The sequence below is a fragment of the Jannaschia maritima genome (assembly GCF_030973515.1).
GTDB lineage: Bacteria > Pseudomonadota > Alphaproteobacteria > Rhodobacterales > Rhodobacteraceae > Jannaschia > Jannaschia maritima.
The window spans coordinates 40,448-58,284 of the sequence record NZ_JARGZA010000020.1 but is presented as its reverse complement, the minus strand read 5'-3'; the positions used below and the strand labels follow the sequence as shown (position 1 = coordinate 58,284).

Genomic DNA, 17,837 nt, shown 5'->3' with positions numbered 1-17,837 from the left:
CGTTCCGTCGCATCCAGGTGGCTCGCGGCGCCGTCGAACCACGCGCGGCAGAAACGCCCGGGGATCCGCAGGCATTGAACCAGGCCCTGTCGGACCGCGCCGTGACCGACCGCGTCCGGCAGGTGCGCGACGCGCTGGGTCGCGCGAACGCCGCGGCCGTGCGGATCGGCGGCCCGTCCCTCGACCGCCTGGGGGAGGTCCTGTCCGGCATCGTGGCGGCGATCGAAGCCGCGCGGCCCGACCTGCCCGCCCTCCAGTTGCCGGACCTGCCGGATGCCGCGGCGGGCCCGTCGCCGGACACGTCGGGGGACGATGCCGGCACGGATGCCGACGCGCCCGCCGCGACGGCGGTGGTCGCACCCGACGTGGCGGCAGTGGGCGGAATCGCGGACGCGAAGGCGGCCCTCGCGGGGGTGGAGCGTTACCTGAAGTCCGCGGAACCGTCCTCCGCCGCGCTGCTGCTGGTGATCCAGGCCCGCGAACTCGTGGGCCGTCCCCTGATGGACGCCATCGAGATCCTGATGCCGCAGCGCGTGGCCGAGGTCCGGATCGACTTCGGCCCCGACGGCGGAATCCTGCCGATGGACCGTCTGAAGGCGCTGAGCGCCGAGATCCCGCGCGACGCGCCCCCGGCATCGGACGTTCCCCCGCGGGACGTCCCCGATCGCGCCAGTGCCGCAGCGGAACTTCTGGCCGTCAATGCGTGGTTCAAGCGCGCCGAACCCGCCAGTCCGGTCCCCTTGCTCCTGGATCGCGCTCGCGCTTGGCTTGAATCCGACTTCGAAACACTCATCTCGGAGTTGATCGCAAAACCGCCCACCGGCTGAGTCTCGCCGAAAAGGGGAACGTTAACGGTCCCCTCCGATTGACTAAGAGGGGAACGAGTGATGAACGGACGCCAACTTCGGGAGATTTGAAATGGCCGCCGATAAAGCGACTGATTTCCTCAAGCGGAATCGACCGCCGCGCGTTAACATATCCTACGAGGATCCCTACGACAGCGAACGGATGGTCGAGTTGCCGTTCGTCATGGGGATGATGTCCGATCTGTCGGGCAACGATTCCGACAGGGAGAAGCCCGCCATCGAGGAGCGGGAGTTCCGGGACGTAACGGGTGCGACGCTCGACGCCTACATGGCCGACGTGGCCCCGGGCGTCAGCATGGCGGTGGAGAACCGCCTCGACGCCGGGTCGACCGACAAGCTGGGCGTGGCGCTGCGGTTCAAGTCCATGGACGATTTCAATCCCGCCCGCGTAGCGGAGCAGGTGCCCGCGCTGAACAAGCTCCTGGAGGCCCGCAAGCAACTGGCCAACCTCCAGCGCTACATGAACAGCAAGCCGAAGGCGCAGGAGCAGATCCGCATGCTGCTCAACGATCCCGAGCTGATGGCCGCCCTGGCCCAGCGCGGCGCATCCGAGGACGGTGCGGACGACGGTGCGGGGGAGAAGACCGATGGCTGACGCGCAGACCAACGCCCCCGCCCGGCAGGGCATGACCGAGCTGGAGGAATTCAGCGACATCCTCCGCCAAACGATCAAGCCGCGCAGCGACACCGCCGCGCGCGAGGTCGACAACGCCGTCACCGCCCTCGTGCGGGAGGCACTGGACGATCAGACCCTCGTCACCGAGGACGTGCTCGACACGGTCGACGCCATCCTGGCGAAGATCGACACGAAGCTGTCGGACCAGTTGAACGCGATCATGCACGCGGAGGAGTTCCAGAAGCTGGAATCGTCCTGGCGCGGCCTGGCCTACACGGTCAACAACTCCGAAACGGACAGCAGCCTGCGCGTGAAGGTGATGAACATCTCCAAGCAGGAGCTGTCAGGCATGTTCCGGGCCTATCCCGGCGCCCGCTGGGATCAGAGCCCGCTGCATCAGAAGATCTACGAGCAGGAGTTCGGCACCCTGGGCGGCACGCCGTTCGGCGCGCTGGTGGGCGACTACTACTTCGGCTTCGGCTCCGCGGACATCAACCTCCTGCGCGACGTCTCGAAGGTGGCCGCGGCCGCGCACGCGCCGTTCATCTCCGCCGCCTCGCCCGAGCTTCTGGGCATGGACGGCTGGGACGAGTTGGGCACCCCGCCCGACATCTCCGAGATCTTCGAGACCCCCGACTACGCGAAGTGGAATACCCTGCGCGAGTCCGAGAACAGCCGCTACCTCGCGCTGACGATGCCCCGCGTCCTCGCGCGCGAGCCGTACGGCCAGGACAGCAATTCCGTCGTCGAGGAGTTCAACTTCGAGGAGGAGACGGGCGGCGAGCGCGACGGCTATGCCTGGATGAACGCGGCGCATGCGCTGGCGGCGAACATCAACCGCGCCTTCAAGGAGCACGGCTGGACGGTGCAGATCCGCGGCGTGAACAGCGGCGGCGAGGTGCTGAACCTGCCGACGCACACGTTCGACACCGGCGCCGGCGGACGCGACATGAAGTGCCCGACGGAGGTGTCCATCACCGACCGCCGCGAGGGCGAGCTGTCGTCCGCGGGCCTGCTGCCGCTGGTCCACCGCAAGAACACCGACAAGGCCGCCTTCATCGGCGCCCAGACGGTGTACAAGCCCAAGAAGTACGCCGACGACCTGGCGACCAGCTCCGACAACATGTCGGCGCGCCTGCCCTACATCTTCGCGGTGTCCCGGTTCAGCCACTACTTGAAGTGCATGGTGCGCGACAAGATCGGCCAGAGCCCGACGCGCCGCCAGTTGGAGACGGACCTGCAGACGTGGGTCAACAAGTACGTCTCCGGTAATCCCGAGACCGCGACCGACAAGGAAAAGGCCAAGAAGCCGCTTGCCGGAGCCAAGGTCGAGGTGATCGAGGACGAGGAGAACCCCGGCTACTACGTCGGCAAGTTCTTCCTCAAGCCGCATTTCCAGCTGGAAGGGATGGATATCGGCATGTCGTTGGTTTCACGGCTTCCCAAGAAGAACTGACCCCCCTAACCCCCTGCCCCCCGTGGGCTCAATCAATGGAGTGACACATGGCTGTCGATATTTTCCTGCGCCTGTCCAACAGCATCCGCGGCGAGTCCCAGGACGCCACCCACCGCGACAACATCGACGTGATGGAGTGGAACTGGGGCCTGACGCAGTCCGGCACGACCCACATGGGCGCCGGCGGCGGCGGCGGTAAGGTCAACGTCCAGGACATCACGCTGACGAAGTACGTGGACTTGGCGTCCAACGACCTGATCAAGCGCTGTACGTCCGGCGAGCACATCGATTCCGGCGAGCTGATCGTCCGCAAGTCGGGCGGCAACGCCCCGATCGAGTACTTCATCCTGAAGATGGAGAACATCATGATCACGTCCTACCAGACGGGCGGATCGAAGGACGGCCTCGACCGCATCCAGGAGACGCTGACCCTGAACTTCCGCAAGTTCGAGATCACGTACACCCTGCAGGAGGAATCCGGTGCCGCCGGTGCCCAGACCGCGACCGGTTGGGACATCGCCGAGAACCAGGAATGGACGGCGTAAGCCTCGAATCCCATTCGTTTCGGGGGGCCGGCGCATCGCGCCGGCCCTTGTCGTTCGGGCCGTCGTTCGGCTAGGTCCGCGGCCATGCCCCGATACCGCGACGATACGGACGATGCCGCGGCCCCGCGGGGGCGCCGCCCCGAAGCGCGCCGCCGCGCGCACGTCATGCAGATCTTCCGGGAGGCCGCGGGCCACGGCACCGCCAAGCGCGCCCCGCGCGGCGACGTCCGCGCCCAGGCCAGCCGCATCACGACGGACGAGGCCGCGCTGCGCCGCAACGTGACCTACGACGTCGAGAACCTGACCAGCACCGTCCGCCTCGACGCCGTCGTCCCCCTCGACGGGCACGAACGCGTCGCGCGGTCGGTCCTCAACTTCGGCCTCGTCGACCTCAGCCGGGCGGGCGCGTCCACCGCCAGCCGGATGGCCATCGCCGCCGCGATCCGCCAGGCCCTGCTGGACCACGAACCGCGGCTCGTACCCGAAACGCTGTCCGTCACCTTGTCGTCGGAGCATGCGACCGACCAGCGCCTGACCTTCGACGTGACCGCCGACATCGTGGCCGACCCCGCCGACCTGCCCATCGACTTCGTGGCGGAGGTCGATCTGGGCGCGGGCAAGATGGACCTGCGACCGGTCCGCGGCACGGGCGCATGAGGAAGGCCTTCCGCGACGCCTACGAACGCGAGCTCGCGCTCCTCTACGAACGCGGCGCGTCCTTCGCGGCGGAATATCCCGGCATCGCGGGGCAGCTGGGCGGCCTCCTGCAGGACAACACAGACCCCGCGATCGCGGGCCTCCTGGAAGGGACCGCCTTTCTGGCCGCCCGCGTGCAGCTGAAGCTCGACGAGGAGTTCCGCGGCTTCACCGACGAGCTTCTGGACCAGATCTTCCCCGACGCCCTGGCGCCCCTGCCGTCGATGATGATCGTGCAGGCTCGCCTGCCCGCCGACCCGGTCGACCCCGCCTCCGGCCGCACGATCCCCGCGGGCGCCCCGTTCCAGGCCCGCCTGGTGGAACGCTCTCGCAGCGTGGCCTGCCGGTTCCGCACCGGGTCCCCGCTGACGCTGTGGCCCCTGGTCCTGCGCGACGCGCGCTACCTGTCGGGCGCCGCGGCGATCAGCGCCCTGGGCCAGGACGCCCATCCCCGCGCGCAGGCCGCCGTGACGGTCGACCTGGCGACCGTCGGCGCGGGCGTGGCGCTGGGCGACCTGGGCGCCGACGACCTGCCCCTGCACATCCTGTCGCCCATGGGGGACGCGGTCGCGCTCTACGAGCAGGTCTTCGCGGACACCGTGCGCGTGTCGCTGCGCTGGCTCGACGCCAAGGGCGACGCGCGCTTCCGCCCCCTGCCGCCCGACGCGGTGCAGCAGATCGGCCTCGACCCCGACGAGCGCCTGCTGCCCCACGACGAACGCCTGTTCGACGGCTTCGCGCTGCTCCGCGAAGGGCTGGCCTTTCCGCGCAAGGTCCTGGGCCTCCGCCTCGCGGGCCTGCGCCGCGCCTTGCACGGGATTCCGGCCGACGCGGCCGCCCTGGTGTGGGAGTTCGACCGGCGCGACGACGACCTCGCCGCGCGCTTCGGGCCCGCCGCGCTGGGGCTGCACTGCGCGCCCGCCGTCAACCTGTTCGAGGACGCGGCCCAGCAGATCCGCCTGGACGGGCGCCGCCACGAATACGTGGTCACCCCGCAGGCCTCGCCCGTCACCCACCACGAGGTTCACCGCATCCTGGACGTCCAGGCGCACTACACCGCATCGCGCACCAAGCGGCCCGTCCGCCCCCTCTACGGCACGATGGGGTCGGACGACGGGGATCCGCGTCACGCGCTCTACTACACCACCCGGCGGCGCGAGCGTCGCCTGACGGAGGAGGAGCTGCGCCACGGCCACCGCCACCGCTACATGGGGACTGAAACGCTTCTGTCCTTCTGGGAACCACCCGCCGGCCCCGACCGGCCCGACGGCGACACCGTTCCGGGGCCGCAGCGCCTGGCGGTCCGGGTCCTGTGCTCCAACCGGCACCTGCCCGCCAGCCTGCCCGACGCGCAGGCCGCCGACGCGTTCACCCTGGACGACGACCAGACCGTTCCGCTGCGCTGCGTCGCCGGTCCGACCCCCCCGCGCGAGCCGCTGGACCTGCTCGATGCCGACGCGCCCCACCGCGCCACGGCGGGCAACGTGCAGTGGCGCCTCATCAGCTACCTGGCCCTGTCGCAGTTCGGCATCGGCGACCGGTCCGGCGGCACCGACGCCGACGGCCTGCGCGAGATGCTGTCGCTCTTCGCCGACCTGTCCGACCCCGTCGCCGCGGCGCAGGTCGCGGGGCTCGAATCGCTGGCGACCCGCCCCGTCACCCGGCTGATCCGCCACGGCGACGGGCACGCCCCCGCCCGTGGGGTCGAGGTGCGGCTGACCTTCGACGAAGGCGCGTTCGAAGGCTCCGGCCCGATGCTGCTGGGCGCCGTGCTGGACCGGTTCCTGGCGGAATACGCCCCCGTCAACAGCTTCACCCAGACGGTCGTGGCGACGCGCCAGCGGGGCGACCTGAAGGCCTGGCCGCCGCGCTCCGGGTCGGGGCCGGTGCTGTGACCGCCCGGCCCCAGGGCCTCTTCGCGCTCCTGCGGCGGGTGGAGCGGAACGCCCCGGACGCCCCGCGGATCGGGCGCAACGACCGCCTCGCCGACGAGATCGTGCGCATCGGGCAGGACCCCTATCTGGCGTTTCCCGCATCCGACGTGGCCGATCACCGGCGCGAGGGCGGCAGGGCCGTCATCCGCACCCCCGTGCTGGGCCATTTCGGACCGCAGGGCCCCCTGCCCCTGAACACCACGGAGGAGGTGCTGCGCTGGCGCGACGTGGCGGGCGACCCGTCCTTCGTGGCGCTCGCGGACCTGCTGGGGACGCGGTTCGTGCAACTGTTCTTCCGGGCCTGGTCCGACAGCCGCGCCATCGGCCAGTTCGACCGCCCGGACGAGGACCGCTTCGCCGCGCATGTGGGCGCCCTGGCCGGCGTCAGCACGCCCGCGTTCCGCAACCGGGACGGCATCCCCGACGTGGCGCGCACGCGCCTGGTCGGCCTGCACGCCACCCGCGTCAAGAGCGGCGTGCGCCTGCGCCAGTTGATCGAGTTGTACCTGTCCGCCGACGTCGCCGTGCAGGAGCACGTGCCGTCCTGGATCGCGTTCGACGCGTCCGACCACAGCCGGATGGGCCGGCGCGGCGCCACGCTGGGCCGGGACGCGCGACTGGGCACGAAGATGCGCAGCGTGAACGACCGCATCCGCATCCGCGTGGCCGCCCGCGACCTGGACGAATACCGCGCCTACTTGCCGGGCGGCGTACGCGCCGGGCAGTTGCTGGACCTGGTCCGCTGGTACCTGGGCGAATGGACCGAGGTGGAGGTCGCCCTGTCCCTGCCCGCCGACGCGATACCGCCCGCGACGCTGGGCCGGACGGCCCAGCTGGGCTGGATGGCCGCGATGGCGCCCGGGGGCGGCACGGGCCGGGTGGACATCGCGACCTATGATCTGGACGACGTCCGCGGAGGGAGCACGCCATGACCGACATCGCCATCGAGACCTATGCCGGCAAGATGAACCGGGCGGGCTACGACAGCTTTCTGGGCGCCATGCGCCAGGCCCGGTCCGAAGGGAACCGCAACGTCGAGCTGATCCACTGGCTGTTCCAGGCCGCCGCCCGGAAGGACGGCGACGTCGCCGCCACCCTGCGCGAGATGGGGATCGACCGCACCGGCGTCCTGACGGATCTGGACGCGGCCCAGAACCGCTTCGCCCGGCGCGTGACCGAGACGCCGGGCATCTCCGACAGCCTGTCGGACGCGCTGAACCAGGCATGGACCTATGCCACCCTCCAGTTCGGCGAGGCGCAGATCCGCACGGGCCACGCCCTCTACGCCGCGCTGGCCGACCCCCGCCTGCGGCGCGAGGTGCTGGCCGCCGCGCCCGCGCTCGAAGGCGTGTCGGTCGAGCGCATCGCGCGCGAGCATGGGCGCCTCTGGTCCGCCTCGGAGGAGGAGAACCTGCGCCCCATGGACGGGTCCGGGCTGACGGCCGGGGCGGGGACCGACGCGGGCGCGCGGCTGGCCGGGGACAGCGCGCTGGCGCGGTTCAGCGTCGACATGACCGCGCAGGCCGAAGCGGGCGGCATGGACCCGATCGTGGGCCGCGACCCGGAGGTGCGGCAGATGATCGACGTCCTCCTGCGGCGGCGGCAGAACAACCCGATCCTCACCGGCGAGGCGGGGGTGGGCAAGACCGCGGTGGTCGAAGGCTTCGCGCAGCGTCTGGCTGCGGGCGACGTGCCGCCCAGCCTGCAGGGCACGCGGCTGCACATGCTCGACGTCCAAGCGATGCAGGCGGGCGCCAGCATGAAGGGCGAGTTCGAGCAGCGGTTGAAGTCCGTGATCGACGAGGTCCAGTCCAGCCCCACCCCGATCATCCTGTTCATCGACGAGGCGCACACCCTGATCGGCGCGGGCGGCGCGCAGGGCACGGGCGACGCCGCGAACCTTCTGAAGCCCGCCCTGGCCCGCGGCACGCTGCGCACGATCGGCGCCACCACGTTCAGCGAATACCGCCAGTACTTCGAGAAGGACCCCGCCCTGACCCGGCGCTTCCAGCCCGTGCAGGTGGACGAACCCGACGTTCCCCGCTGCTGCACGATGCTGCGCGGCATCCTGGGGCCGATGCAGGACCACCACGGCGTGCGCATCTCCGACGAGGCGCTGGTCGCCGCCGTCACCCTGTCGGACCGCTACGTCCCCGCGCGGCAGCTGCCCGACAAGGCCGTCAGCCTGCTCGACACCGCCTGCGCGCGCGTGGCCGTCAGCCAGGCCTCGACGCCCGCGCGCGTGGGCGACCTGTCCGCCCGGCGCGACGCCCTGGCCGCCGAGATCGCCGCGAAGGAGGCGGAGCGCGACCTGGGATCGACCGACGAGGCCCGCCTGGCGGACGCGAAGGCGGAGCACGAGACCGTGGAGGCCGACCTGGCCCGGGCGCAGGCCGCCTATGCGGAGGAACGCGCGGTCGTCGAGCGCATCACCGCCCTGCGTGGCCAGATCGCCGATCCGCCCGAAGGCTTCGACGTGGACGCCGCGCGCGCCGAGATCGCGGACCGCATGGCCGAGCTGGCCGCGCGCGACCCGGACACGCGCATGGTCTATCCCCACGTGGACGCGCAGTCGGTGGCCACCGTGATCGCGGATTGGACGGGCATCCCCGTGGGCCGGATGATGACCGATGAATTGACGCAGATCCTGTCGCTCGCCGATACGCTGCGGGACCGCGTGGTGGGCCAGGACCATGCGCTGCGCATCATCGCCAGGCGGGTGGAAACGTCGCGCGCGGGCCTGGGCGACCCGCAGAAGCCCGTGGGCGTGTTCCTGTTGGCGGGCCCGTCGGGCGTCGGCAAGACCGAGACGGCCCTGGCCCTCGCCGAGCAGCTCTACGGCGGCGAGGGGAACGTCGTCACGATCAACATGTCCGAGTTCCAGGAGGCCCATTCCGTCAGCCTGCTCAAGGGCGCGCCGCCGGGCTACGTCGGCTACGGCGAAGGGGGCCGCCTGACGGAGGCCGTGCGGCGCAAGCCCTATTCCGTGGTGCTGCTCGACGAGGTCGAGAAGGCCCACCCCGACGTGCACGAACTGTTCTTCCAGGTCTTCGACAAGGGCATCATGGAGGACGGGAACGGGCGGCCCATCAACTTCCGCGACACCCTCATCCTGCTCACGTCGAACGTCGGCACCGACGTCATCGCCGAGATGGCCTCGGACCCGGCCGAGCCGCCCGACCCGGCGGAGCTCGACGCGGCGCTCCGGCCCTTCCTGCTCGACGTGTTCCCGCCCGCGCTGCTGGGACGCCTGGTCACGATCCCCTACCTGCCGCTGTCGCCCGACGTCTTGCGCGACATCGCGGTCCTGAAGCTGGGCAAGGTCGCGCGCCGCATGAAGGACGCGCACGGCGCCCTGCTGACCTGGTCCGACGCCGTCCTGGACCACATCGTTGCGCAGTGCCGCGACCCCGGATCGGGCGCGCGAATGATCGACAACATCGTGTCCAACGCCATCCTGCCCGAGCTCGCCCGCGACCTGCTGTCCCGCATGGCCTCCGGCGCGCCGGTCGCCGGGGTGCGCGTGGACGTCGGGGTGGACGGCTTCACCTATGCGTTCGACGGGGCGGAACCGGAGCGCGGGGATGCGGACGCGACCGAAGCGGCGGAGTGATCGCGCCGCGAGCCCGCCCGGCGGCACGTCCTCCACCCGACGAGGAAGGGACGGGCGACCGACCCTCGGGACACCCGGGCGAATCACGCATTCGTCCGACGCAGGGCAGACGGGGAGCAGACGCATCGCAGACACGGACCGCATGCCGGGTCGGCCCGCCGCAACGTACCCATACCGGGGTGGCCGGCATCCCCAGACGTCAACGCACGCTGAGGATCCCGCCTCCTTGCCCGACGCCCTGCTCCGGGTCACACTCTTCCCCAGGAACCACCCTGCCCGCCCCAGGCCCGAGAACCATTTCGCCGCACCGCAGCACGACCGGCGCCGACGTTACCCCGTCTCGCCGACCATTCCGTCGATCAGCTCGACATAGACCGCGACCGCCGGGTCCACCGGCGCGGGCGCGGGCGCCGCCGGGGCACCGGGGCCGCGCATCTTGCGCGCGGCCCACGCCGTCAGGTCCGAGATCGACCAGCCGCGCAGGAACGGGTTGGCCCGCACGACGGCCGCCCCCATCACCGCCCCCACATCCGCGTCGGGGTCCGCCCGCAACGCGATGTCCGCCCCCTGCGGGCCCAGGAAATGCGCCAGATACAGCCGCCCCGACGTGACCTCGTGGCCCCGCGCGCGCAGATACGCCTCGTTCTCGGCGGCCAGCCGGGCGACCATGCGCCGGCTGATCCCCGGATCGGTGCGCAGCGCCAGCAGGGCCGCGCGGTCGTTCGTGGCTACGAGGTCGGGGCGATAGGTCCGCATCATGCGCAGCCACGTGGATTCAATGAACTGCCCCAGCCCGGTGGCCGTCGACCGGGGGTTCCGCGCATCCGCACGCCCCGCGCTCTCGACCTGAATGATGCGGGCGACAAGGGCTTCGACCGCGTCCGACGCGCCCAGGCCGCCGCCGGGCAGCAGGGCCATCGGGTCCGTGGGACGCCCGCCCGACCGGACCTCGAAGTGCAGGTGGTTGCCCGTCGACGTGCCCGTCGTGCCGACATAGCCGACGACCTCCCCCCGCTCGACCGCGTCGCCGGGCGACAGCCCGTCGGCGAAGGCGGACAGGTGGGCATAGCGCGTTTCCAGCCCGTCCGAATGGGCCAGGGTGACCATGTTGCCGTACCCGCCCGCGACCGCGGCCCCCGCGACGATGCCCGCGGCGGCGGCCCGGACGGGGGTGCCCGCGGGGGCCGCCCAGTCGACGCCCGCGTGCAGGCGCATGTCCCCATGGATCGGGTGGCGCCGCATGCCGTACCGGGACGACAGCCGTCCTTCCACGGGCACCGCCAGCACCGCGACCGCGCCCGCACGGCCCGGAACGTGGCAGCGGAAGCCGTCCGGACCGTCGGGCACAACGTAACAGCGCCAGTCCCCCCCCGGCCCCGACACCGCGGCATAGGCCAGCCGGCCCGCCTGCGTGCCCCCTGGCCCCGCGGCCCGCGAGAAGGCCAGCGTCAGGCGGTCGCCCCGCAGCGCGGTCCGGTCCAGATCGATGCCGCCCGCCACGACGGACACGAAGCCGCCCGCGACCTCCGCCTCCAGCCCCGCGCGCAGCATCGCGGAATAGAGCGCGTCGGCCAGGCGGAAGCCCACCCCGTCCATGCCCTCGTCCGGCTCCGCGGTCAGCGCGGCCTCCACCCATGGGTCCACCCCGTCGGCCACCGCGCCCGTGTCGTCCCGGGCCCGCGTGCCGCGATACCCCGCGCCCGGCAGGTACAGCGACGCCTGCGCCGCGGTCGGGTCCGCCCCCACCCCGCGCAGGGCCAGGACGCTTCCCCCGGGCAGCGTGCCGCCGGGGAGCAGGGGGTCGATCAGGTCGGGCGGCACGGTCACCGCGGCGTCCGCATCCGCCAGCAGCACGTCGAGCGGGGCCTCCGCCGTGGCGCGCAGCACGGTGTCGCGCCACACGGGGACGCGCGCGTCCTCCGCCCGGATGAAGGCCAGCGAGCTGCCGCCCGTCGCCCCGTCCTCGGTGGCAGCCAGGTCCTGCAGCCCGTCCTGCGCGAGCGCGATCTGGTCCTGCAGATAGGCCAGGTCTTCCCGCGAGGACGGCAGGACGGTCATCAGCCGGTCCGCGGCGGATAGCAGGTCGTCGCGCAGGACCCGGAACCGGTCAGGCGACGGCAGGCCGAAGCGGCGCACGTCCAGCACGGCGGGCCCGGGCAGGGACAGGTCCCCCTCCCCCCCTGCGCGCGCCTCGGGCAGGGCGACGATGTTGGGATCGCCCGGAATGTCCAGGAACGCGCCGGGGGCCACGACGGGCGCGATGGCGACGTCACCGCCCGCCACCTGCGTCAGTTGCCGGTCGTCCGCGTTCCACCACGCGACCGCCCGCCCCGGCGCGTCCCACCACCACCCCGCCAGGCCCCCGCCGCCCAGCAAGACGACCGCGACCGGACCCCAGCGGACCGCGCGACGCCTGCGGATCCGGGCGCGCGCGCGGGCGCGGCTGTCGCGGAAGGCGGGGTCGACGGCCACGGCGGCGCGCGCCCTAGCGGAACACGCCCCGCACGGAGGGCGAGATCGTGTTCAGCGGCGCGGACGGTTGCGAGCGCGGCGTCGCAGCCGGTTGGGCGGGACGCGGCGTCGCGGTGCGCGCGGGTCGCGCCTGCCGCTGCGTGCCCCCCGTGCGGGCGGGCGACGCGGTGCGCGCCGGGGTCGGTGCCGCGACCGGTTCGGGGCAGTCCACGTCCTCCCGCAGGATGACGTCCCGGAACAGCGCGATGCTGGCCGCATCGCCGGGCGCCGCATCTCCCCGCGCGTCGTAATAGGCCGCGACCGCGCGGCGCGACCCGGGACCCCAGGCGCCGTCCACCGTCAGGCGGTAGCATCCCATCCGCTGCAGCGCCGTCTGGATCGCCGCGGGCAGCGTGCCCGTGGGCGGATCGTAGACGCCCGACGCCACCAGCGAGGCATAGGTGTCCGGGTCCCGCTCGCGCATCGCCTGGCGTGCGTCGAACGTATCGGTCCCGAGGTCGGACCCGGTCAGCACGTCGTCGTCCGTGCCGGGCAGGCGACCCACGATCACCGAGGGACGCGGCAGCCCCGGCTGTGCGGGTCGCGCGGCCAGGTCGCTGGGCGTCGCCGTCGCCGCCGCCCTCGGCAGCGCGGCGGGCATCAGGACCGCCCCCTCCGCCGCCAGGGGTGCGGCGGGCAGGACCGGCCCGCCCAGGACGATGCCGTTGCCGACGGGACGGACCCGAGCCGCCGCGAGCGGCGCGTCCAGGACACCCACGGTCGCGACGCCGTCCTCCCGCGCGTCGCCGCCCGGAACGGGGTCGGGAAAGACCGTGCCGGGGCTGCGCAACGCGGCCACCAGGCGGTCCGCGACGGCCGTCGGCCCGGCAGCACAGGTCCCGTCCTCCGCCACGAGGGGGGCGGCCAGGGCGACGCCGTCGGGCAGCGTTTCGGGCAGGCGCAGCCCGCAGGCGTCGGTGGCGATCAGCAGCCGGGACGCGCCCGCCAGTTCCGCCACGAGCGCGGGGTCCCAGTCCGCCGCCGGCTGCCCCGACAGATAGACCACCGCCAGTTCGGCCTCGCGCATGTCCCGGATGGTGTCCAGCGTGGCGCCGCGGCGGCGCAGGCTGTCGTATCCGGCCTCCAGCAGGGCGCGGGACACGTCGAGCGCGACCTCCGCCCCCGTGCCGTCCGCCGGGACCAGGACCTGCGCCATGCGTTCGGCCGCCGGCGCGGACGGGGGCAGCGCGGCGCAAAAGACCAGGGCGAGCAGCGGACGTCGCATGGACCCGACGTTAGACCAGCGCCGCAGGCGCGGCCAGCCGCGCCGGCTCAACGGGGACGCGGCGTCAGGAACAGCCGCCAGGTCGTCCGCTGCCCCGTGTCCACCTCCACGAAGTCGGCGGGCACGTAGCCCCGCAGCAGGCAGTCGTCCTGCCCGTCGATGACGAAGCGTTCCGTGTCCACGCACATCCGGACCGCCCCCGACAGGAGCGTGCGGCCGAAGACGTCCATCGCGTGGACGTACAGGTAGCGGGCCGCCAGGGCGTCCGGGATCACCTCGGCGCATTGGGCGGGTCCGATCCGCCACCACCCTTCCGTCCGGAAGCCCCCGTCCCTCGGCTGGGCCACGGCGACGTTGGCGACGTCGAAGCTGCTGTTGCACACGGTGAAGGACGCCATTGCGGGCATCGCGGCGAACGCGGTCAAGCATAGCATCACTGCCCAGGTGCGGCACGCACGACACGGATCCGCCGATACCATTCGCGATCCCCCTGGCGCCTTTCCGCGGCGCCCCCATTTCCCTACGATACCGAAAACGGCAAACGTCCCGGTGAATGTGCCATGTCCCTTCGTACCACCTTCGTCCTCGTCGTCGCGACCGCCGCCCTGGCCGGGGGTGCCCTGGCGACCGTGCAGACCTTGGGCCTGACGGGCGTGGCCAGCAACCCCCCGGCGCAGCCTTTGGCCCCGCAGGTCCGCGCGGATGTGCCGCGGGTGATCGACATGGCCCCGGATCGCCTGCCCGCCGCCGCGCCGGCACTCGCGCCGCTGCGCGCGGGGCCGGACGCGCCGGCCGCCATCCGATCCACCATGCAGGTCCCCGGGTTCGCCGCCGCCCCGCCCCCACGCCGCCCCCTGGCGGCCCCGTCGCGGAACGGCGGGCCCGTCGCGACCGCGGCCGTCACCGCGGACGACTGGCTGGCGGAGGATCCGATCGAAGGCCCGTCCCTGTCGTTCCTGCCGACCGGGCCCGCCGGATCCGAACCCCTGATCGCGCGCGATCCCTGGCGCGTGGGCGTCTATCGCTGACTTGACCCCGGCCGCCGGACGCGGTTCCCCTCCCAGCGACGGGCGGTTTTCCGCCGGAGGGAGGATGTCGATGATTCGGGCCATACTTTTGCTGGCGGGCCTCGCGGGCGCGCAGGTCGCCGCCGCGCAGGGGACCGAACCGGGCGGGGCGCTGCGGATCGAGCTGAACAACGCCGCGACCCTGGACGGCGGAAGCTGCCAGCTCACCTATGTCGCGGTGAACGAAACGGACCGGGCGTTGGACCAACTGGCCTATCAGGCCGCGTTCTTCGACGGGACCGGCGTCGTCCGGCGCCTTCTGGTGCTGGAGTTCGGGGCCCTGACCCCCGGGCAGACCCGGGTGGTCCTGTTCAACCTGCCCGACCTGCCCTGCGAGGACGTGTCCCGCATCCTCGTGAACGATCTGGCGCGGTGCGACGTGGCGGGGGGCGAGCCGTCCGTGATGTGCCTGACCGCCCTGGACGCCGCGTCCCGGACCGACATCCAGTTCGGCCTGTAGGGATCGCGACCGCCATGCCGTCGTTGACCGACTACGACCCCATATCGCTAACCGTGTTCGCGGCGCTGGCCCTGCTGTCGATGGCCGCGCTGACCGTGTGCCTGTTCAAGACGATCCAGTTCCAGCGTCTGGGCGTCGGACGGTCCGACCGCACGGACGACATCCTGGAGGCTTGGCTGGGCGGGCGCCCGGACGAGGCGATCCGCGCCGCGTCGGACGGGGACACGGTCGGCACGCGGGTCCTGCAGGCCGTCCTGGCCGGACTGCGCGCCCGCCCGAACGACGCCGCCTATGCGGAGGAACTGGGCCGAAACGCTGCCCGGCGCGAGATGGGGCTGTTGGAACGGCGCATGCGCGTCCTGGAGGCCGTGGTCCAGGGGGCGCCGATGCTCGGCCTGCTGGGAACGGTGATCGGCATGATCGACGCCTTCTCGACGCTGTCGCTGTCGCAGGGGGCGGTGGATTCCACGCTGCTGGCATCGGGCATCTGGGTCGCGCTGACCACGACGGCGGCCGGGCTCGCCATCGCGGTCGTGACGTTCTTCATCGCGATCTGGCTCGAATCCCGCATCGAGATGGAGCGGCAGGTGCTGGAATCGGCCGTGTCGACCGCGGTGCATGGGCGGGTGCAGTCCGGCCGGACGCGCTAGGCATGTCCGTCGCACCGGCGGTCCGACGCCGCAGGTACCGCTTCGCCCTGACGCCGCTGGCGGACGTCATGTTCCAATTGCTGATCTTCTTCATGCTGACGTCGTCGGTCGCGCCCTATTCGCTGCTTCCCATCGCGCGGGGCGAGCCGCCCGGCCAGGGTCGCGGCGCGGCGGGCCCGGCGCAGGCCGGGGGCGGGCCCGCCGCCATCTGGCAGGTCGAGGGCGGGGCGGTGGTCGCAGGCGGTCAACGCTTCGGCCTCGATGCCCTGCCCGACCTGGCCGATGCGGTGCGCCGGGCCGACACGTCCCGCGTGCTTGTCGTGACGGGGGCCGGCGCGCGGATGCAGGACGTCGCAGCCGTCCTGGAGGCGCTGATCGCGGCCGACGTTCCCAACGTGCGCCTGTTCGATGGCACGGACGGATGAGGCGGGCGGACGGATGAGCTTCCAGGTCCCCCGATCGAACGGTCGCGCGATGCGGTTCGACGCATCGCTGTCGATCGTCAACATCGTCCTTCTGCTGATCTTCTTCTTCCTGGCGACCGGTCGCCTGATCGCCCCCGCCGACGCCGACCTGCGTCCGGCCGAGACGACCGAGCTGCCCTTGGCGGCGCTGCCGGACCCGATCCTGACGATGGGGGCTGACGGGGACCTCGCGCTGGACGGCGTGCCGGTCGCCCCCGAACTGCTGGCCGCCGCCCTGTCGGAACTGTCCGACGGCGCGCGCCTCCATCTGCTGGTCGACCGCGACGTCCCGGCGGAACGGTTCGTGGCCCTGATCGGACGACCCGCCCTGCGCGACCTGGATCTGCAGCTCGTGACCCTGGACCGCGCGCCGCGATGACGCGCATCGCCACCCCCCTGCCGGAGCGCGGCATCCATTGGGCTTTGGCGGGCGGCCTGTCGATCCTGATGCATGGCGCCGCGATCGCGGGCTTGGCGCATCTGTTCGTGCAACGCCTGGTCGACGCGCCCCGCGACCGGGTCGAGACGCGGATCGTCCTGTCCGAGTTCGATGCCCCGTCGGACGACGTGGACCCCGCGGCGCCCGTCCTCGCCCCCGTTGCGGCGGAGGTCGCGACGCCTGCGGAGCGGGCGTCCGGTGCTGCCCCCCCGCTGCAGACCTTGACCCCCGCAGCCCCGGCGAACCCCGCCCCGCCCCCCCAGGGCGCCGCGACCGCACGGGTGGATTCGGTGGAGGACACCCCGCGTGCCGCGTCCGCCGCCGGGGCGGCCCTGTCAGCTCGGTCCGCCGGCGCCGCGTCCGCCGTGATCGCCGACGGGCCGGGCCGCGCCGCCCGTGCCGATCCGGGCGAGGCGGCGACCGTCGCGGCGGCTGCATCCCCTGCCGCCTCGCCCACCGCCCCATCCGTGTCCGGGATCGCGGAGAGGACCACCGCCGACGCCGTGCAGCCGGACCCCCTGACCCCGGATCCGGGAACGAACCTGCAGACCGCCGGGGTGGCCACCGCCACCTCCGTCGCGCCGGCGGATGGGACGGAGGTCGGAACGCTGCCCCCCGCGGGGGGTGCCATGCTTGATGCGGGGACCGGAACGGCGTCGGGGCCGCCACCCGATGCCGATCTTCAGGCCCTGGTGGAGCGCATCCGCGCCGCCCTGGATCGGCCTTGCCTGGTCGCCCTGCCACGCCCCGCGGCGCAGGGCGGTGCCGTTCCCGTCACGATCCTGTCCGACGACGCCGCGGCGGCCGATGCCTTCGCGGCGGATGCGTTCGCCGACCTCGCACGACCGGTCGAGGCCCAGCCGGTGGCCGTCGACGCCCGCCAATGCCCCGCCTTGAACACGGTTCGCGCCCAGCAGGAATATCCCGTCTTCGCGCTGAACCTGCAGGTGGACGCGACCAACTTGACGTCCGGCCAGACCCTGTCGGGGGCCATCGAGGGGGCCGGCGCCGGCGCCTATACCACGCTGGTCCTGGTCGACGACAACGGGGTCGTGCAGGACCTGCAGCGGTTCCTGCGCTTCACCGGGGGCCGGGCCACCTTCGCCATTCCGGTCACGCGCGACGGACCGGCGCGGCCGACGGCGCTGCTGCTGATCGCGATGGCGACCCCCGTCCGGCCCGATGCCCTGGCCCGTCTCGACGGCCGCTCGGCCGAGGACGTGTTTCCCGCCTTGGAGGACGACCTGGACGACGCCGCCCGCATCGCCGTCGCGGCCTTCTCACTGCAATAGGAG

16 protein-coding genes and 1 pseudogene are annotated in these 17,837 nt (G+C 72.6%); 14 read left to right on the top strand and 3 right to left on the bottom strand.

Annotated elements, in window-relative coordinates; translation table 11 throughout:
- The 8 genes and pseudogenes from P0084_RS16170 to tssH all read left to right on the top strand — a co-directional run.
- Window positions 1-827, top strand: a pseudogene (locus P0084_RS16170) (hypothetical protein); the annotation flags it as partial.
- A gap of 91 nt (window positions 828-918) precedes the next feature.
- Window positions 919-1,461, top strand: coding sequence for a type VI secretion system contractile sheath small subunit (gene tssB, locus P0084_RS16165; protein ID WP_308917915.1), 543 nt, complete (start codon window positions 919-921; stop codon window positions 1,459-1,461).
- Complete coding sequence (tssC, locus tag P0084_RS16160; protein WP_308917914.1) at window positions 1,454-2,938, top strand: type VI secretion system contractile sheath large subunit; 1,485 nt, start codon at window positions 1,454-1,456, stop codon at window positions 2,936-2,938. The genes tssB and tssC overlap by 8 nt, the downstream gene beginning before the upstream one ends.
- A gap of 47 nt (window positions 2,939-2,985) precedes the next feature.
- Window positions 2,986-3,483: an Hcp family type VI secretion system effector gene (locus P0084_RS16155; RefSeq protein WP_308917913.1), complete on the top strand. Its 498-nt coding sequence runs from the start codon at window positions 2,986-2,988 to the stop codon at window positions 3,481-3,483.
- 84 nt (window positions 3,484-3,567) lie between these two features.
- A complete protein-coding gene (tssE, locus tag P0084_RS16150) occupies window positions 3,568-4,140 on the top strand; it encodes a type VI secretion system baseplate subunit TssE (RefSeq protein WP_308917912.1) in 573 nt (190 codons plus the stop codon).
- Entirely contained in the window at window positions 4,137-6,074 is a 1,938-nt protein-coding gene (gene tssF / locus P0084_RS16145) for a type VI secretion system baseplate subunit TssF (protein ID WP_308917911.1), read from the top strand. Before tssE ends, tssF begins: the two co-directional genes overlap by 4 nt.
- Window positions 6,071-7,045: a type VI secretion system baseplate subunit TssG gene (gene tssG, locus P0084_RS16140; RefSeq protein WP_308917910.1), complete on the top strand. Its 975-nt coding sequence runs from the start codon at window positions 6,071-6,073 to the stop codon at window positions 7,043-7,045. Before tssF ends, tssG begins: the two co-directional genes overlap by 4 nt.
- Entirely contained in the window at window positions 7,042-9,726 is a 2,685-nt protein-coding gene (tssH, locus tag P0084_RS16135) for a type VI secretion system ATPase TssH (protein WP_308917909.1), read from the top strand. The genes tssG and tssH overlap by 4 nt, the downstream gene beginning before the upstream one ends.
- A gap of 330 nt (window positions 9,727-10,056) precedes the next feature.
- On the opposite strand, the gene P0084_RS16130 is transcribed toward tssH, so the two are convergent.
- From P0084_RS16130 to P0084_RS16120, 3 genes are read right to left on the bottom strand one after another with little or no spacing between them, the layout of a single operon-like run.
- On the bottom strand, window positions 10,057-12,198 hold the full coding sequence (locus tag P0084_RS16130) for a peptidoglycan DD-metalloendopeptidase family protein (protein WP_308917908.1): 2,142 nt from the start codon (window positions 12,196-12,198) through the stop codon (window positions 10,057-10,059).
- Between the two features lie 13 nt (window positions 12,199-12,211).
- The gene (locus P0084_RS16125) at window positions 12,212-13,462 is read right to left on the bottom strand and encodes a hypothetical protein (RefSeq protein WP_308917907.1); all 1,251 of its coding nucleotides are present in this window, start codon (window positions 13,460-13,462) and stop codon (window positions 12,212-12,214) included.
- Window positions 13,463-13,509: 47 nt separating this feature from the next.
- Entirely contained in the window at window positions 13,510-13,887 is a 378-nt protein-coding gene (locus tag P0084_RS16120; RefSeq protein WP_308917906.1) for a DUF1036 domain-containing protein, read from the bottom strand.
- 135 nt (window positions 13,888-14,022) lie between these two features.
- On the opposite strand from P0084_RS16120, the gene P0084_RS16115 reads away from it, so the two are divergent.
- The 6 genes from P0084_RS16115 to P0084_RS16090 all read left to right on the top strand — a co-directional run bounded on the left by P0084_RS16115 (window position 14,023) and on the right by P0084_RS16090 (window position 17,834).
- Window positions 14,023-14,490, top strand: coding sequence for a hypothetical protein (locus tag P0084_RS16115; RefSeq protein WP_308917905.1), 468 nt, complete (start codon window positions 14,023-14,025; stop codon window positions 14,488-14,490).
- 70 nt (window positions 14,491-14,560) lie between these two features.
- The gene (locus P0084_RS16110; RefSeq protein ID WP_308917904.1) at window positions 14,561-14,989 is read left to right on the top strand and encodes a hypothetical protein; all 429 of its coding nucleotides are present in this window, start codon (window positions 14,561-14,563) and stop codon (window positions 14,987-14,989) included.
- A gap of 14 nt (window positions 14,990-15,003) precedes the next feature.
- Window positions 15,004-15,639 (top strand): MotA/TolQ/ExbB proton channel family protein, encoded by a 636-nt coding sequence (locus tag P0084_RS16105; protein WP_308917903.1) that lies wholly within the window; start codon window positions 15,004-15,006, stop codon window positions 15,637-15,639.
- Window positions 15,640-15,641: 2 nt separating this feature from the next.
- Window positions 15,642-16,064, top strand: coding sequence for an ExbD/TolR family protein (locus P0084_RS16100; protein ID WP_308917902.1), 423 nt, complete (start codon window positions 15,642-15,644; stop codon window positions 16,062-16,064).
- Between the two features lie 13 nt (window positions 16,065-16,077).
- Complete coding sequence (locus P0084_RS16095) at window positions 16,078-16,482, top strand: ExbD/TolR family protein (RefSeq protein WP_308917901.1); 405 nt, start codon at window positions 16,078-16,080, stop codon at window positions 16,480-16,482.
- A complete protein-coding gene (locus tag P0084_RS16090) occupies window positions 16,479-17,834 on the top strand; it encodes a hypothetical protein (protein WP_308917900.1) in 1,356 nt (451 codons plus the stop codon). The genes P0084_RS16095 and P0084_RS16090 overlap by 4 nt, the downstream gene beginning before the upstream one ends.
- Window positions 17,835-17,837: the final 3 nt, after the last annotated feature.

Bases quoted from the DNA above. Each gene is read 5' to 3' on its own strand.
- tssB (WP_308917915.1), top strand. From the start codon at position 919: ATGGCCGCCGATAAAGCGACTGATTTCCTCAAGCGGAATCGACCGCCG.
- tssC (WP_308917914.1), top strand. From the start codon at position 1,454: ATGGCTGACGCGCAGACCAACGCCCCCGCCCGGCAGGGCATGACCGAG.
- P0084_RS16155 (WP_308917913.1), top strand. From the start codon at position 2,986: ATGGCTGTCGATATTTTCCTGCGCCTGTCCAACAGCATCCGCGGCGAG.
- tssE (WP_308917912.1), top strand. From the start codon at position 3,568: ATGCCCCGATACCGCGACGATACGGACGATGCCGCGGCCCCGCGGGGG.
- tssF (WP_308917911.1), top strand. From the start codon at position 4,137: ATGAGGAAGGCCTTCCGCGACGCCTACGAACGCGAGCTCGCGCTCCTC.
- tssH (WP_308917909.1), top strand. From the start codon at position 7,042: ATGACCGACATCGCCATCGAGACCTATGCCGGCAAGATGAACCGGGCG.
- P0084_RS16125 (WP_308917907.1), bottom strand. From the start codon at position 13,462: ATGCGACGTCCGCTGCTCGCCCTGGTCTTTTGCGCCGCGCTGCCCCCG.
- P0084_RS16115 (WP_308917905.1), top strand. From the start codon at position 14,023: ATGTCCCTTCGTACCACCTTCGTCCTCGTCGTCGCGACCGCCGCCCTG.
- P0084_RS16110 (WP_308917904.1), top strand. From the start codon at position 14,561: ATGATTCGGGCCATACTTTTGCTGGCGGGCCTCGCGGGCGCGCAGGTC.
- P0084_RS16105 (WP_308917903.1), top strand. From the start codon at position 15,004: ATGCCGTCGTTGACCGACTACGACCCCATATCGCTAACCGTGTTCGCG.
- P0084_RS16100 (WP_308917902.1), top strand. From the start codon at position 15,642: ATGTCCGTCGCACCGGCGGTCCGACGCCGCAGGTACCGCTTCGCCCTG.
- P0084_RS16095 (WP_308917901.1), top strand. From the start codon at position 16,078: ATGAGCTTCCAGGTCCCCCGATCGAACGGTCGCGCGATGCGGTTCGAC.
- P0084_RS16090 (WP_308917900.1), top strand. From the start codon at position 16,479: ATGACGCGCATCGCCACCCCCCTGCCGGAGCGCGGCATCCATTGGGCT.